The organism is Actinomyces respiraculi, from assembly GCF_014595995.2.
GTDB lineage: Bacteria > Actinomycetota > Actinomycetes > Actinomycetales > Actinomycetaceae > Actinomyces > Actinomyces respiraculi.
This window is the reverse complement of record NZ_CP063989.1, coordinates 1,092,462-1,108,490: the sequence shown is the minus strand read 5'-3', so window position 1 is coordinate 1,108,490 and position 16,029 is coordinate 1,092,462. Positions and strand designations below refer to the sequence as shown.

General features: G+C 70.0%; 10 protein-coding genes. 6 read left to right on the top strand and 4 right to left on the bottom strand.

Annotated elements, in window-relative coordinates; translation table 11 throughout:
• Positions 1-36: 36 nt before the first annotated feature.
• The 3 genes from ID810_RS04565 to ID810_RS04555 form a co-directional block, all read right to left on the bottom strand.
• On the bottom strand, positions 37-459 hold the full coding sequence (locus tag ID810_RS04565) for a hypothetical protein (RefSeq protein ID WP_166855438.1): 423 nt from the start codon (positions 457-459) through the stop codon (positions 37-39).
• Between the two features lie 2,037 nt (positions 460-2,496).
• The gene (gene ileS, locus ID810_RS04560) at positions 2,497-5,856 is read right to left on the bottom strand and encodes an isoleucine--tRNA ligase (protein ID WP_166855440.1); all 3,360 of its coding nucleotides are present in this window, start codon (positions 5,854-5,856) and stop codon (positions 2,497-2,499) included.
• A 356-nt stretch (positions 5,857-6,212) separates the two neighbouring features.
• Positions 6,213-6,974, bottom strand: a complete 762-nt coding sequence (locus ID810_RS04555) for an SDR family NAD(P)-dependent oxidoreductase (protein WP_166855442.1) — start codon at positions 6,972-6,974, stop codon at positions 6,213-6,215.
• Between the two features lie 22 nt (positions 6,975-6,996).
• On the opposite strand from ID810_RS04555, the gene ID810_RS04550 reads away from it, so the two are divergent.
• Positions 6,997-8,427 carry an alpha-amylase family glycosyl hydrolase gene (locus ID810_RS04550; protein WP_166855444.1) on the top strand — a complete coding sequence of 477 codons (1,431 nt, stop codon included), beginning with the start codon at positions 6,997-6,999 and terminating at the stop codon, positions 8,425-8,427.
• Here ID810_RS04550 and ID810_RS04545 read toward each other — a convergent pair.
• Positions 8,419-9,402 carry a PfkB family carbohydrate kinase gene (locus ID810_RS04545; protein WP_166855446.1) on the bottom strand — a complete coding sequence of 328 codons (984 nt, stop codon included), beginning with the start codon at positions 9,400-9,402 and terminating at the stop codon, positions 8,419-8,421. The genes ID810_RS04550 and ID810_RS04545 overlap by 9 nt on opposite strands.
• A 144-nt stretch (positions 9,403-9,546) precedes the next feature.
• On the opposite strand from ID810_RS04545, the gene proC reads away from it, so the two are divergent.
• From proC to ID810_RS04520, 5 genes are all read left to right on the top strand, one after another.
• Positions 9,547-10,350: a pyrroline-5-carboxylate reductase gene (proC, locus tag ID810_RS04540; RefSeq protein ID WP_243856554.1), complete on the top strand. Its 804-nt coding sequence runs from the start codon at positions 9,547-9,549 to the stop codon at positions 10,348-10,350.
• A gap of 179 nt (positions 10,351-10,529) precedes the next feature.
• Positions 10,530-12,857, top strand: coding sequence for an ROK family protein (locus ID810_RS12700; protein WP_166855450.1), 2,328 nt, complete (start codon positions 10,530-10,532; stop codon positions 12,855-12,857).
• 43 nt (positions 12,858-12,900) lie between these two features.
• A complete protein-coding gene (locus tag ID810_RS04530) occupies positions 12,901-14,202 on the top strand; it encodes an extracellular solute-binding protein (RefSeq protein WP_166855452.1) in 1,302 nt (433 codons plus the stop codon).
• A complete protein-coding gene (locus ID810_RS04525) occupies positions 14,202-15,155 on the top strand; it encodes a carbohydrate ABC transporter permease (protein ID WP_188232577.1) in 954 nt (317 codons plus the stop codon). Before ID810_RS04530 ends, ID810_RS04525 begins: the two co-directional genes overlap by 1 nt.
• Positions 15,148-16,014: a carbohydrate ABC transporter permease gene (locus ID810_RS04520; RefSeq protein ID WP_166855454.1), complete on the top strand. Its 867-nt coding sequence runs from the start codon at positions 15,148-15,150 to the stop codon at positions 16,012-16,014. Before ID810_RS04525 ends, ID810_RS04520 begins: the two co-directional genes overlap by 8 nt.
• Positions 16,015-16,029 lie beyond the last annotated feature (15 nt).

The window sequence follows — 16,029 nt, the reverse complement described above, 5'->3', positions numbered from 1 at the left end:
GACCGGGGGTGGGCGGCGTCCACGACGAGCGGCTCTTCAGACGCGCGCTACCGCCAGGGCTTCGAGGCCAAGCGTGGCCCACTGCTGCCTGGGCAGATCGAGCAGAGTATCGCCCCACCTGTTAAGGGCGTCGGGTGCGGGGGCGGGCGAGAGTCCCAGGGACCAGTCCGGCAACAGGTCCTCGAGCTGGTAGACGTTGTTCTTCCACATGTCCCTAGTGTTCTCAAGCTCCTCCTCAGCCAGGTTGATCAAGCCCTTCTCCTCATCCTCACCCTCTTCCAGCTCCAGGCCGAAGACCTCGATGGCGTCCAGGCCGAAGCGCGTGCAGCCCGCGAGCCGTGGCGAGGCCAGCACCTGCCGCGTCTGGATGATCTGTGCACGGACCTGCTGCATGTCGAGCTCCGGCGGCACCACGACAACGCGCCCCAGCCGCTCCTCCAGCATGCGGAGGAACCGCAACAGCTCGGCCTTGCCCAACTCGAAATCGGCCTCAATGGTGACGTCGAGCTCTCCGTTCTCATCCCGCCAGCGCCCCTCGGAGCCGGGGAAGACCGGGCGCGGGTCACGGCTGCAGGCGACCTCGAACAGGTAGGGGATTGAAGGTGGAGAAATCGGTGATCCCCACGAGGATCGGTGGCTCCGGTTGGTCGTCGCGCTCGGGCCGGTCGACGCACAGCAGCACTCGGTTGGACATCGTCGTCTCTATTCGCTTAATTGTGCGAGGAGTATACCGACGTCTATCCACGTCCACCCCCGCAGCTGCCCGCATCCGCCAGCCCCTCAACCACCGTCCCCCAACTTCTCGGTTTGCGCTCGAACGTACGGTGTTGTGTCGTTGTGATGTCTCAGGACATTGGCGACACGTGGGGGTTGTTGTCACGTCGGCGTTGGTGTTTGCCGCGCCGTGTTTTTGGGGGGCGTGGGTGGACACGTACTCGGTGGCGGGTTCGGGCCAGGTGTGCTGGGCCAGGACCTCGCCGTCTGGCCCGACTCTTGACACGTGTGGGGTGCTGGTGGGCCCGAGGGGGCAGTGCCCTGGCGCCAGGAGTGTCCACGCGGTGGACATGGGCGGCCCGTCCGGTCAGGGCCACGAGGAGGGCGGCGCTGAGTGTCCACGCGGCGGACATGACCGGCCCACACGCTCGACCCGCCGGGAGGAGTACGGGGTGATCGCGCGCCTGTGGGCTGGGGTGTCGACGGCGGCCTCGGTTGATGTCCGCCGTGTGGACACCGGCGGTGCGCGAGCGGCGGCCCGGGCCCGTACGAGCCCGGTGGGACGACGAGCTGGTGGCAGCGCCAGGGCCTTCAGGCCGGCGACTGCCACGGGCCCAGTGGGCCGGAAGCCGGAGGAGACCGCCCCCTGAGGCCACCCGGACGTGTCACCTACGCAGACACCCCAGGTGTCACCGACGTCCTGACACAGAACTGTCACCGAGCAGCTGGAGGGTGGCAGCGCGCCGCGCGCCCGCCGAGAGGCCACGAGCACGCGCCAGGATGGGCGCGTCTGGTCACAGCGCCCGGAGGACCCGACGACGACCGGCGTCGACCTCGTTGCCCAGGTCCTGCTCTCGTCCCTCGCACGTCGACCTCGCTCCTCACACGTTGATCTCGTTGCGTGAACGAACGAGATGGAAGGCCGACGAACGAGATGGAAGGTAGAGGGACGAGATGGAGGGCTGAGGCTCGTTCCTGGCACGTCGATCTCGTTGCCCAGGTCCTGATCTCGTCCCTCGCACGTCGACCTCGCTCCTCACACGTTGATCTCGTTGCGTGAACGAACGAGATGGAAGACCGACGAACGAGATGGAAGGTAGAGGGACGAGATGGAGGGCTGAGGGACGAGATGGAAGGTGGAGGGACGAGGTGGAAGGGCTCGGCGTGCGCCGTCCAGGCCCCTGCCCTGAAGACCATGACGTCAGGCCATGAGCCGGGGTGCCGTCGGGGAGCTGACGCCCGTGTTCGCAGTGTGGTCACGGGCAGCGCGCGAGCGGCGGCCCGGGCCCGTCCACACCCGCACGGCGACGGGGGCAGGGCACGAGGCGACCGAGCCCCTGGCACCAGGAGAGCCCACGGCGCGCAGGGCGGGCTCATGGCCTGCTCGCGACCGCGCCCTGGCCCCGCGGGTGTCCACGGCGCGGACATGACCAGCCTGGACGCCCGACCCGCCGGGAGGAGTACGGCATGATCGCGCGCCTCCGGGCCAGGGCGTCAACGCCATCCCCGGTCCATACCCACCGCGTCGACACCAACGGCGCGCACGACCGGCGGCCCGGGCCCGTCCACACCCGTGGGACAACGAGCTGGCGGCAGCACCAGGGCCTGAAGGCCGGCAACTGCCACGGCCCCGGTGGGCGGCCGGCCGGCCGGAGAAGACCATCCCCGACACCACCAGAAGTGTCACCCCACAAACACCCGAACTGTCACCGATGCCCTAAGACATCACAACGGCACAACACCGTAGGTTCGAGCACAACCCGAGGAGCTCGGCGGCGGGGGTCAGGGCCGGGTCACCACCGCGCTCGGCTCGCCCGGGCCCACCACGACCTGCACGGAGCAGATCGTCTCGGAGGCGATGAGGCTCAGGTGCGCCCCGGTCCAGGCCTGGCGCTCCGCCGGGACCGTGAGGGTCACAACGCCCGGCTCGCCGATCGTCAGGCCGGAGGCCTTGCGCTCGTCCTGGATGAGGCGGATGAGGTCACGGGCCCAACCCTCGGCCTCAAGCGCCTCGTCCAGTGCCGTGTCGAGCACCACGAAGGCGCCCGAGGGCAGCATCGCGGCGGACAGGGCGTCGTCGTCGACGTCGATGCGGCTGGTGAGGGTGAAGGCCGAGTCCTCGGCCTCGAGAACCACGGGCACGCCGTCGAGCAGCACGGAGTCGAAACGCACGTCCCCGTCCTCGGTGAGGGTCCACTCCCCCTCCTTGACGGCGGCGAAGAGCCGGCTCGTCATCTTGCGGACCTCGGGAGTGAAGGCGCGCGGGTTGAGAGTCAGCTCCTCGTGCACCTCGTAACCGGCGGTCGCGGCGTCCAGGACGCGCACCTCCTTGACGTTGACCTCCTCGCCGATGAGGGCGCGGAAGGGGGCCAGGCCGGCCGGGTCCGCGGTGGCGACCGTCAGGGTGCGCAGCGGCTGGCGCACGCGCAGCCTCTCGGCCTTGCGCAGGCTGAGCGTCGCCGAGACGGCGGCGCGGGCCTCGTCCATCGCGGTCACGAGGCCGGCGTCGGCCACGTGCGCGGGCAGCACCGGCCAGTCGGTCAGGTGCACCGAGCGTCCACCGGTCAGGCCGCGCCAGATCTCCTCGCTCACAAGCGGGGCAAGCGGGGCCATGACCTCGGCGAGCACGCGCAACACGGTGGCCAGGGTGTCGAAGGCCGGGCGGGACACGGCGACGTCGTCGCTGGTGAAGCGCGTGCGCGAGGTGCGCAGGTACCAGTTGGTCAGCACGTCGATGAACTCGCGGATGGTGGCGGTCGCCCCGGTGATGTCGTAGGCGCACATCTGGGCGCCCACCGTCGTCGCCAGGTCCTTGACGCGGGCCAGCACGTAGCGGTCCATGACGGCCAGGCTCCCGCGCGCACCGAACAGGGAGGCGTCGTCGAGGTCGACACCCGAGGTGACGTAGCCCGCACCGCCCTCGGCCCGGCCGGCGTAAAGCGCGAAGAAGTACCAGGTGTTCCACAAGGGCAGGAGGACCTGGCGGACGGTGTCGCGGATCGCCCGGTCGGTGACGGCGAGGTTGCCGCCGCGCACGACGGGCGAGGCGAGCAGGAACCAGCGCATGGCGTCGGCGCCGTCACGGTTGAAGACCATGGTGACGTCCGGGTAGTTGCGCAGGGACTTGCTCATCTTGGCCCCGTCATCGCCCAGGAGGATGCCGTGGGAGATGGCGGAGGTGAAGGCGGGCCGGTCGAACAGGGCGGTGGCCAGCACGTGCAGGGTGTAGAACCAGCCGCGGGTCTGGCCGATGTACTCAACGACGAAGTCGCCGGGGTTGTGGGACTCGAACCAGTCGACGTTCTCGAAGGGGTAGTGCACCTGGGCGAAGGGCATGGAGCCGGACTCGAACCAGCAGTCGAGGACGTCGGGGATGCGGCGCATCATCGACTGGCCCGTGGGGTCGTCCGGGTTGGGGCGCACGAGGGTGTCGATGAAGGGGCGGTGCAGGTCCTCGACCTTGACGCCGAAGTCCGCCTCGAGCTCAGCGAAGGAGCCGTAGACGTCGGTGCGCGGGTACTCGGGGTTGTCGCTGACCCACACGGGGATGGGGGCGCCCCAGAAGCGGTTGCGCGAGATGGACCAGTCGCGGGCGCCGGCGAGCCAGTTGCCGAAGATGCCGTCCTTGACGTGCTCGGGCGCCCAGGTGATCTGCTGGTTGAGCTCAACCATGCGGTCGCGGATGGCGGTGACGCGCACGAACCAGGAGGAGACGGCCTTGTACATCAGCGGCTTGCGGCAGCGCCAGCAGTGCGGGTAGCTGTGCACGTAGGACTGCTGGCGCACGAGGACGGCGCGCACGGCCGCATCACGGCGGGCCAGGGGGCCGGTGGCGTCGCGCAGGTCGACGACGATCTGCTTGTTGGCGTCGAAGATCTGGGTGCCGGCGTAGTCGGGTACCTCGGAAGTGAAGACACCGCCCTCGTCGACGGGGATGACGGTGCCCACACCGTAGGCCTGGCAGATGAGCATGTCGTCCTCACCGAAGGCGGGGGCCAGGTGGACCAGCCCGGTGCCGTCGGTGGTCGTGACGTAGTCGGCGAGCAGAATCGTCCAGGCGCTGGGGCCGGGGGCGGCGCCCTCAGCCCGGTGGGCGTCGTCGTCGTAATAGTCGTAGATCGGGTGGTAGGCGACGCCCTCGAGCTCGGCTCCGGTGTGGGTGGCAATGACCTCGGGGTCCTCGCCGAGTTCACGCGCGTAGGCGGGCACGAGGTCGCTGGCGATGATGACGTCCTCGCCGGCGAGCGGGGAGTCGAGGTCGGCGGCCACGCGCACGACGCTGTATTCGACCGTGGGACCGACGGCGACGGCCGAGTTGGAGGGCAGCGTCCAGGGGGTGGTGGTCCAGATGAGGGCGAGCTCGGGACGGTCGCCTCCGTCGGCGGCCGGGGTCTCGCTCAAGCGCGTGGCCAGGCGCAGGCCGACGGTGACGGTGTTGTCCTGGCGGTCCTGGTAGACGTCGTCGTCCATCTTGAGCTCGTGGTTGCTCAGGGGCGTCTGGTCGTTCCAGCAGTAGGGCAGCACGCGCCAGCCCTGGTAGGCCAGGCCCTTGTCGTACAGGCTCTTGAAGGCCCAGATGACCGACTCCATGTAGTCGGGGTTGAGGGTCTTGTAGTCGTTGTCGAAGTCGACCCAGCGGGCCTGGCGGGTGACGTAGTCCTCCCACTCGCGCGTGTAGCGCAGCACGCTGGTGCGGCAGGCGTCGTTGAAGGCCTGGATGCCCAGGCCCCCGGGCCGGGTGATCTCGCTGACGTCCTCGATGCCGAGCTCGCGCTGGGCCTCGAGCTCGGCGGGCAGCCCGTGGGTGTCCCAGCCGAAGCGTCGCTCGACGCGCCGGCCCAGCTGGGTCTGGAAGCGTCCGACGGCGTCCTTGACGTAGCCGGTCAGCAGGTGCCCGTAGTGGGGCAGACCGTTGGCGAAGGGCGGGCCGTCGTAGAAGACGAACTCGTTGGAGCTGCCGTCGGCGTTGTGGGCAGGACGGTGAGCGATGGACTCGGCGAAGGTGCGGTCCTGCTTCCAGTAGGCCAGCACCTCCTCCTCCAGGGCGGGGAAGGAGGGCGAGGGGGTCACGCCCTCGCCGTCGCGGTGCAGGGGGTAGCCCCGGGGGTGGAAGGAGTCGCCGGCGGGTACGGGCTGGGCCATCGGTGGTGTCTCTTTCGTGAACGTCCGTGTGTCACGAGGACGACGCCGACCGCCCCGCTGGGGCGGTGGTGCCGCGGTACCACCTCGCTTGCCCCGGGTGCCGCTGGCGCGGCGGTCCGGGACCGCTTCGTTGGGGGCTGTGCGGGCCCCTCCCGCCCGGGTCTAGTGGGGCCTGCCCCGGGTGGGGCCGACCTGTTCTTCCGGGAGGCTCGCCGGTGATGCCCGGGTGCGTGAACGCCCGGCCGGGTCAGTGCCTGGATGCCGCCGAGTGTAGCCAGGGCGGTGAGGACGGGCCAGCCTCAGGCGCCGCGGCGGGGAGTCGTTCTCGACACACCCGCCGCGGCGGCGCCCCCGCCTCAGCGACGGGCGACGAGGGTGTTGGTGGCCTGGGCGCGCGGGCGCACGATCATCGAGTCGATGTTGACGTGCGCGGGCCGCTCAAGCGCCCACACGAGGCACTCGGCGATGTCCTCGGCCGTCAGCGGGTCGATGCCTGCGTAGACGGCGTCGGCCTTCGCCTTGTCGCCCCCGAAGCGGTTGAGGGAGAACTCCTCGGTGGCCACGATCCCGGGGGCGATCTCGATGACGCGCACCGGCTCGCCGACGAGCTCCTGGCGCAGAGTGTTGGCGATGATCCGCTCTGCGTGCTTGGCGGCCACGTAGCCGCCTCCGCCGGGGTAGGCGTCGTGGGCGGCCACGGAGGTGAGGAACAGCAGGTCGCCGCCGCGCTCGCGCATGCCGGGCAGGAAGGCCTGGCTCACGCGCAGGGCGGCCAGGACGTTGCGCTCGTACATCGTCAGCCAGTCGGCCGGGTCGCCGACGGCCACCGGGTCGAGGCCAATGGCCCCGCCGGCGTTGTTGACGACGGCGTCAACGGGCCCGTCGGCCAGGACGGTGGCGGCCAGGCGCTCGACGTCCTGCGCGACCTGAAGATCGGCGGCAACCCACTGGCAGCCCGTCTCGTCAGCCAGGGCCGTCAGACGCTCGGTCCGCCGGGCTGTGGCGACCACATCCCACCCGTGGGCGCGCAGAAGACGGACGGTGGCGGCGCCGATCCCGGTGGAGGCTCCGGTGACGACGGCACGACGAGAGACATGGGCAGTGGCACGTGAACTCATAGTCGTATTATCTTATCCCCCGATGAGCAACGACGCCGTCTCCCCCTGTTCGCACGAGCCCGCTTGGGTGCGCCACGCCATCGCCTGGCACGTGTTCCCACTGGGGGCGGTGGGGGCAGAGCCCCTGCGTCCCGACGGCGACCCCGGCAACCCGTCGTCACCTGCCGGGATGGTGGCCGCTGAGCACCGTCTGCTCAGGCTCGTGCCGTGGCTGGACCACCTGGTCAGCCTGGGGGCGAACGTGCTCCAGTTGGGGCCGGTGCTGGACTCGATGTCCCACGGCTACGACACGGTGGACTACCTGCGTGTGGACCCGCGGCTGGGCACGGAGGAGGACCTGGTCACGCTCATCGACGAGGCGCACGCCCGCGGCGTCAAGGTCATGCTCGACGGCGTCTTCAACCATACGGGCATCGCCCACCCCGCCTTCGCCCGGCTGGCCCAGGAGGGGCCGGGCTGCGCCAGCGCCGGGATGTACCGGCTGAGCTGGCCGGGCGGTGAGGAGGCGTGGGCGCCGGGCACTGCCCCCGAGTACGAGCGCTTCGAGGGCCAGGATTGGCTGCCGGCCCTCAACCACGCCTCGCCCGAGGTGGCGGACCTCGTGGCCGGGGTGATGGAGCACTGGTGCGAGCGCGGGGTGGACGGCTGGCGCCTTGACGCCGCCTACGCGGTGGACCCGGTGTTCTGGCGCTCGGTGCTGCCCAGGGTGCGGGCCCGCTTCCCGCAGGTGTACGTCTACGGGGAGGTCATCCACGGCGACTATGCGGGCGTGGTGGCGGCCTCTGGGATGGACGCGGTGACGCAGTACGAGCTGCGTCAGGCGGTGTGGCACTCGCTGGCGGACGCCAACTTCTTCGAGCTGGACTGGACGCTCAGGCGGCACGCCGAGATGCTGAAGCATGTCGTGGCGTGGACCTTCGTCGGCAACCATGACACCACTCGTATTGCCTCCGTGCTGGGCGACCGGCGTCTGCTGGGCCATGCCCTGGCGCTGCTGTTCCTGCTGCCGGGCACGCCGGCGGTGTACTACGGCGATGAGGTCGGCCTGGAGGCGGTCAAGGAGGATCGTCTGGGCGGTGACGACGCGATCCGTCCGCCCCTGCCTGCGGTGCCGTGGGGTAAGGACGCTCCTGGCGCGCCCGTGCGCCACCTGCACGCCGAGCTCATTGCCCTGCGTCGGCGCCTGCCGTGGCTGCACGACGCGGTGTTCGAGCGCCTGCACCTGGACAACCGCCTGCTGTCGGTGGCGCTGCGGCCGCGGGAGGGAGCCGGCGCGGCCGAGGGCGCTGCGGCTGAGAGCGTTGTGCTGGCACTGTCGTTGGAGGAGCACGAGGCGTGGCTGCCCACGGGCGGGCGCCATGAGCGGCTGTCGAGCGCGCATGACGCGCCCCTGCCGCGCCCCGAGCGCGACGGCGTCGTCCTGCCGCCGCTGGGCTGGGCCGTCCTAGCCTGATCCACCGGGCCGAGGGCCCACCGGCAGGCCCTGGGGTCCCCGCCCGGCCACGACGCGGGCAGCCGACCGGTTCGCCAGGCACAGCACCCGGTCGGGCGGCAGGTGCCGGGCCGTGCCCACGAGGACACCCGCGGTGTGGGCGTCCCCCGCGCCGTCGGTGTCGACGACCTCCACCGCCACAGCCGGCTCCATGAGCACCCGGCCGCCGTCGGCCGGAAGCCAGGTGGCGCCGTCGGCCCCTTGACGCAGGACGATGTCGGTACGGGTCTCGGCGGCCAGGGCCGCGAGCGCCTCCGGGCGGCAGCGGGCGCCGAGGAGTGCGTCGGCCTCCTCCTCGTTGAGGGCCAGGATGTCGGCGCGGGCGAGGACCCGCTCGCGCAGGCGGGCGTCGGCGGCCAGGTCGCTCACGCGTCCCCCGGGGTCGATGACGACGGTTGCTTCCAGCCCCTCGAGCCAGGTCAGGAGGTGGTGTTCGACGGCGAGGAGCTGGAAGCCGGAGGCGTAGACGACGGGGCGCTGCCCGCCCCTGGCGGCGAGTGCCTTCGGCAGGGCCGTGCCGAGGGCGGCGAGCCTGGGGGCGGACCAGTCCATCTCGCAGCCGGGGGTGGTGATGAAGGTGCGTTCGCCGTCGGGGGTGAGCAGGGTCAGGCAGGTGCCGTTGTCCTGCGGGTGAAGGGGCAGGAGTGTGGGGGCGCCGTCGGGCAGGGTGAGCCCGAGCGCGTCGAGCTCCTGGGTCACGCGCGCGCCCCTGGGCCCGGTTCCGACGGCGAGGGCGCTCAGCGGGCTGCATCCCAGGGCGGCCGTGGCGCGCAGGACGTTGAGGCCGGTGCCGCCGTTGCCCTGGGCGACGGGCTGGGCCCAGGTGTGGCCGCCCCGGGCGGGCAGGTCGGGGACCGTGACGAGGACGTCCTCCATGGCGGAGCCGACGACGAGGACGGGGCGCTCGGGGCGGACCCCGGGCTCGGTGCTGCTCACGCGGGGAGGATAGCGGCCGGTAGCCTGGCGGCCATGACCTCTCAGGCAGCCCATGCGACGCAGCAGGCCCAGTCAGTGCGGCAGGACCGCCCCTGTCCGGCAGTGCCACCCGGCACGACCATCGGATTCATCGGCGCGGGCAACATGGCGGGCGCGATCGTGCGCGGGGCGGTGGCCGCGGGCCTGACCCAGGGCCAGGGCGCCGCCCGCCTGCTGGTGACGAGCCCGCACGGCTCGGCCGCCGCCCTGGCGGGGGAGCTGGCCGGGCAGGGGGTCGAGCATGTGGCGCAGGCCCAGGACCTCGTGCACGCCAGCGACGTCGTGGTCCTGGGGGTCAAGCCGACCATCGTGCCGGTGGTGTTCGAGCAGCTGCGTGAGGAGCTGGCCGAGCGCCGTGCGCTGGTCGTGTCCCTGGCGGCGGGCCTGACCCTTGCCCGTCTGGAGGAGATGCTGCCCGAGGGTGCGCGCGTGGTGCGGGCGATGCCGAACGTGGCGGCGGCCGTGGGGGCGTCGATGACGGCGCTGGCGGCGAGTTCGCGGGCGAGCGAGGAGGACCTGGCCCTCGTCGAGGGGCTCATGGCTGCGGTGGGACGCACCGCCCGGATCGCGGAGAAGGACTTCTCGGCCTTCGTGGGGCTGGCGGGCTCCTCTCCCGCCTTCGTCTTCACCTTCATTGAGGCCCTGGCCCGGGCGGGGGTCCTGGCGGGCATCCCCAAGGCGCAGGCGGTGGACATCGTGACCCAGGCGGTGCTCGGCTCGGCACTGACCGTGCAGGCGGACGCAGGGGCCGAGGACGGCCGCACGCCGACGGACCTGGTGGACGCCGTGTGCTCGCCGGGCGGCACGACGGTCGCCGGGCTGGTGGCCATGGAGCGGGCCGGGTTCTCCAACGCAGTCATCGAGGGTGTCAGGGCGACGGTGGCGCGCGACCACGAGCTCGGGGCCTGATTCAGGCCTGACTCGTGGCTGGGCCCAGGCCCGGCTCTCGGGCCTGACTCGGGCCTCACCCGGGGGCAGTGATCTCCCTCACCTACCCCCGTTGCATTACGAAGGAATATTGCTAAACTCTCTTGCACCTCAACTTCGTGACCTGCGCCACCCAGCGCGACCACGAGAAAGGCTCAAGGATGAGCAAGCAGCGCAGCGGTCCCCTCCGCAGTCGCCGTCCTAAGGACAGGTCGGACAAGGCCGACGCCGTCCTCGCCGCACTGCGCGCGAGCGCGCCCGTCACCGTCAGCGCACTGGCCGGCGCCACCGGCTACTCCCGCCCCACAGTCACCGAGATCCTCTCCGAGTTCGCCGCCGCCGGCGTCACCTCCGAGTCCGAGCCCGAGGACCAGGGCGTCGGACGCCCCGCCAGCACCTGGGACCTGCGCCAGGACGCCGGCTTCGTCGTCGGCCTCGACCTCCTGCCACCCTCCGGCCTCATCGTCGCCGCCGACATGCGCTGCCACATCCTGGCCGCACACCTCGTCCCCCTGCCCAACGCCGCCGCCGACGAGCGCCTGACAGCCGTCATCACCGCCGTGCGCCACCTGATCGCCATGTTGGGCGACCACGGGCCGCTGCGTGCCGTCGGCGTCTCCACCACCGGCCGAGTCAGCGAGGACGGCACCATCCTGCGGGCCGACCTCTCCCCCGCCTGGAGCGGATTCCCCCTCGCCCAGCGCCTGCGCGAGGAACTGGGCGTGCCCACGGTCGTGGACAACGACATCAACGCCGCCGCTCTCGGCGAGTTCCACTCCCGCCGTCAGGATGGGCGCATCCGCCCCCACGGGGACCTGCTCTTCGTCCAGCTGCGCGGCCTGCACACCGGCCTCGTCCTGGGTGGCGCCATCCACCGCGGGCATGAGTTCAACGCCGGCGAGATCGCCGACTTCCTCGACCTGCGCCTGGATGAGCACACGCGCGTGAACGATGCCTGGATCTCACGCGTAGCCCTGACCATCGCCAGCGTCGGCGCCGTCGTCGACCCCGACGCCATCGTCCTGTCCACACCTCCTGAGTCCTCCCGGACTGCCGTCTGTCAGGTCCTGCAGGCGCTCAGTTCCCTCAAAACCCCCTCCTCGCCCTCCTTCGCCGCGGAGGTCAGCGAGCTCGGCTGGGCGGCCAGCGTCGTCGGAGCCCTCCACCGCGCCCTCGCCACCGCCGACCAGGCCCTGACCGGCTCCACCCGCCCCCGTCCCGTGACCCTTACGGGCACCTCAGTCATTCAGTCCAGGCTCGAGAAAGGACAGCACTCCACCATGTCCACCAACCACCAGGTCACCACCCGGACACTGCGCGTCGGTGTCGTGGGAGTTGGAGCCCGGTCCAGCTTCACCCTGGCCGCGGAGCTGCCGCAGAACAACGGCCGCATCGTCGCCGTCTGTGACCCCCACCCCCTCGTCGCCGAGCGCGTGCGCTCACGCCTGGGGCGCGAGAGCGAGGATGTCGTCATCACCTCCACCATCGAGGAGCTCATCGCCACCGGCATCGACGTCGCCTTCGTCACCACCCCGGACGACACCCACGCCGACATCACCTGCGCGCTGCTGGAGGCGGGCGTGCCCGTCTACCTTGAGAAGCCCCTGGCCACCGACCTCGACGCCGCCACTGGCATCTTGGAGACCGCCTATCGCACGGGCACGCGCCTGTACGTCGGGCACAACATGCGCCACATGAACGTCGTGCGCACCATGCGTGACCTCATCCGCGCCGGGCGGATCGGCGAGGTCAAGGCCATCTGGTGCCGCCACTTCGTCGGTCATGGCGGCGACTACTACTTCAAGGACTGGCACGCCGACCGCCACCACTCCAACACCCTGCTGCTGCAGAAGGCCGCCCACGATATCGACGTCATGCACTGGCTCGCGGACGCCCACACCACCGAGGTTGTCGCCATGGGCGGGCTCACCGTCTACGACAAGGTCACCGACCGCAGGGACAACTCCGACCGGCTCATGGGTGACTGGTTCGACGAGAACAACTGGCCCCCGCTGGAGCAGACCGACCTCAACCCCGTCATCGACGTCGAGGACCTGTCCATGGTCCTCATGCGCATGAGCTCGGGGGTCCACGCCTCCTACCAGCAGTGCCACTACACACCCGACTACTGGCGCAACTACACCGTCATCGGCACCGAGGGCCGCATCGAGAACTTCGGCGACGGCGAGGGCGGCGTCATCCGCCTGTGGAACCGTCGCTCCGACTACCGGGCCGAGGGCGACGAGACCTTCCCGATCCTGGGCGACGCCGGCGGTCACGGCGACGCCGACGTGCTCACCATCACCGAGTTCGTCAGCTTCGTGCGCCACGGGATCGTCACCGACACCTCCCCGCTGGGCGCCTGGTACGCGGTGGCTGCCGGTATCCAGGCCGCCGAGTCCCTGCGCGACGGCTCCACCCCCCGTTCCGTCCCCGAGCTCGACCCCGAGCTCGTCACCTACTTCACCCACAACCAGAACCGGGTGTGAGCCAAAGGCGGCTCGCACCTCTTCCCACCCAAGGAGAAACACCATGTCCCTCAACCGGAGACACTTCCTCACCGGCACGGCGATGATCGCCGTCGCCGCCACCCTGGCCGCGTGTGGCGGCGGCTCCTCATCTGGCTCCGGATCCGGAACCGGAACCGACGAGATGATCACCGCGGACACCGAAGCCGAACTCACCCTCGCCTACTGGGACAAGAACCAGACCCCCACGGTGGAGGCCAATATCGCCTCCTTCAAGGAGAAGTACCCGAACATCACGGTGACGACCAACCTCACCGTGTACAACGACTACTGGACCAAGCTGCGCACCCAGGCCGAGGGTAACACCATGCCCGACGTCCTGTGGATGAACGGCCCCAACATCCAGCTCTACGCCTCCAACGGCATGCTCGCCCCCGTCGACGGCGAGGTCCCCTGGGACAGCTACCCGGCCTCGCTGGTGGACCTCTACACCTACGACGGCACCCACTACGGCATCCCGAAGGACTACGACACCATCGGCGTGTTCTACAACAAGAAGATCTTCGAGGCCGCCGGCGTCGAGCTGCCGACGGCCGGCTGGACGTGGGAGGACTTCCACGCCAAGGCCAAGGCCATCAGCGACTGGGGCAAGGACCAGGGCATCTGGGGCTGCGCCACCACCGTTAACGGCGACGGCCAGGGCACCTACTACAACACGATGCTCCAGGCCGGCGGCTTCATCATCAAGGACGGCAAGTCCGGCTTCGACGACCCCAAGTCCATCGAGGGCCTCACGTGCTGGGCCGAGTGGATCGCCGACGGCTCCGTCGCCCCGCCCACCGTCGTCACCGACACCAAGCCGCTCGACATGTTCAACAACGGCAAGTCCGCCATGTTCTGGGCCGGCGACTGGACCTGCCCGGAGATCGTCGAGTCCTTCTCCGGCGAGGTCACCGACGTCGACGTCATCGACATGCCGTCCAAGGCAAAGCAGGCCACCGTCATCCACGGCCTGGCCTGGACCACCTCCTCCCAGTCGAAGAACCCGGCGGCCGCCAAGGCCCTGGCCATCCACATGGCCTCCCAGGCCTCCCAGGAGGTCGAGGGCAAGAACGGCACCGCCATCCCCGCCTTCACGGGCACGCAACAGCCGTGGATCGACGCCTACCCGGACTGGAGCTGCCAGATCTTCGTCGATGCCGCGGAGAAGTACTCGGTTGCCTACCCCGTGTCGAAGAACACGAGCGTCTGGGCCGACAAGGAGGCGGACTACCTCAACCCCGCCTTCGCCGGTGAGACCGACGTGACGACGGCAGCCACCGAACTCGCGGCCTTCATGAACGAGGCCCTGGCTGAGGAGGCGTGATGGCAGCCACCTCCATCACGGCCGCCTCGGCCGGTGGGGGTGGCCGAGCCCACCGGGAGGGGCCGGGACGCGGCCCCTCCCGGGTCGGGGCGTGGCCGGTGCTGTTCATCGGCCCGCTCATGCTCGGCGTGGCGGTCTTCTACTACTGGCCGATCATCACCAACCTCATCGTCTCGACTCAGCGCTCCAACGCCTTCGGCGGCAACCCGACCTTCGTCGGCGCCGAGAACTACACCGACCTGCTGACCTCCGCTGACCTGCCCTCAGCAATCCGCAACACGCTCATCTACACGGTGCTCGTGCTGCTGGGTATCCCGTTGTCGCTGGCCATCGCCGCGATGATCGAGCTGCCGGGTCTGCGTCTCAAGGGCCTGTACCGCTCGATGTACTTCATGCCCTACCTGGCCATGCCCATGGCCGTGGCCCAGGTGTGGAAGATCGTGTTCAACGGCGACTTCGGCCTGCTCAACCAGCTGCTCAAGAGCTTCGGCATCGACAGCCCGCCCTACTGGCTCGTCACGCCCGGCTGGGCGCTACTAGCCGTCGCCGTGTTCGGGGTGTGGGCCTCCATCGGCTTCAATGTCATCATCCTGTCCTCCGGGCTCAAGGCGATTCCGCGCGAGCTCTACGAGGCCGCTTCCATTGACGGGGCCTCAGGATGGCGCCAGTTCCTGTCGATCACGGTGCCGCTGCTGAGCCCGCAGATCTTCTTCCTCACCATCATGACGACGATCGGCGGCTTCCAGCTCTTCGACGCCCTGTACGCGATGATCGGCCGCGGCAACCCCGCGGAGCCGCACACGCGTTCCCTGGTGGCCCTGTTCTACCGGCAGGCCTTCCAGAACTCGGCGCAGGGCCAGGGCGCGGCCGTCGCCGTCGTCATCCTCCTGTTCGTTGCCGTCGTGACCCTCGTCCAGTTCGTCGGCCAGAAGAAGTGGGTCCACTATGTCTGAGCGCAGCAGGACTTCCCGCATCTCCCTGAGTCGTGTGCTGCGCACCCAGCGGCGCTACTGGCTCGTGCACCTCGTGCTGTTTGCCGGCGGGCTCGTCATGGTCTTCCCCTTCGTGTACCAGCTCCTCATGAGCGTGGCCACGGACGCCCAGGTGCGCAGTGTGCCCCCGACCCTCATCCCGGACACGCTGCACTGGGAGAACTACACAGAGGTCTTCACCAAGCTGCCGTTCCTCCGGCAGTTCGGCACCTCCGTGCTCATCACGGTGGCGCGCACGGCCGGGCAGCTGGTACTGGCCTCGATGGCCGGCTACGCCTTCGCCCGGATGCCCTTCCGCGGACGCGGGCCCATCTTCGGGGCGCTGCTGCTCATCCTCATGGTGCCCGGCCAGTCCTACCTCATTGGCCAGTACCGGATCGTGCGTGACATGGGTCTGCTGGAGACGCCGTGGGGAATCATCGCCCCCGGTCTGTTCTCCGCCTTCGCCACCTTCCTCATGCGTCAGGCCTTCATGGGCCTGCCCAACGAGATGGAGGAGGCGGCGCGTCTGGACGGCGCCAACCAGTGGCAGATCTTCTGGAGGATCATGCTGCCGCTTGTGCGCCCCAGCCTCTTCGCCGTCACGATCACCACGGTCCTGTGGTCCTGGAACGACCTGCTGTGGCCGCTCATCGTGACCAGCCGCGAGGAGAACATGCCGCTGAGCGTGGGCATCGCGACCCTGGCGGGCGAGCACTCGACCGACTACACCCTCATGATGGCGGCCTCGACGATGGCGATGGCGCCGATCTTCCTGCTGTTCTTCACCATGCAGAAGCGCGTCATCGAGGGCCTGGCCTCCTCCGGGGTCAAGGGCTGAGAAGCGGCGAGGAGA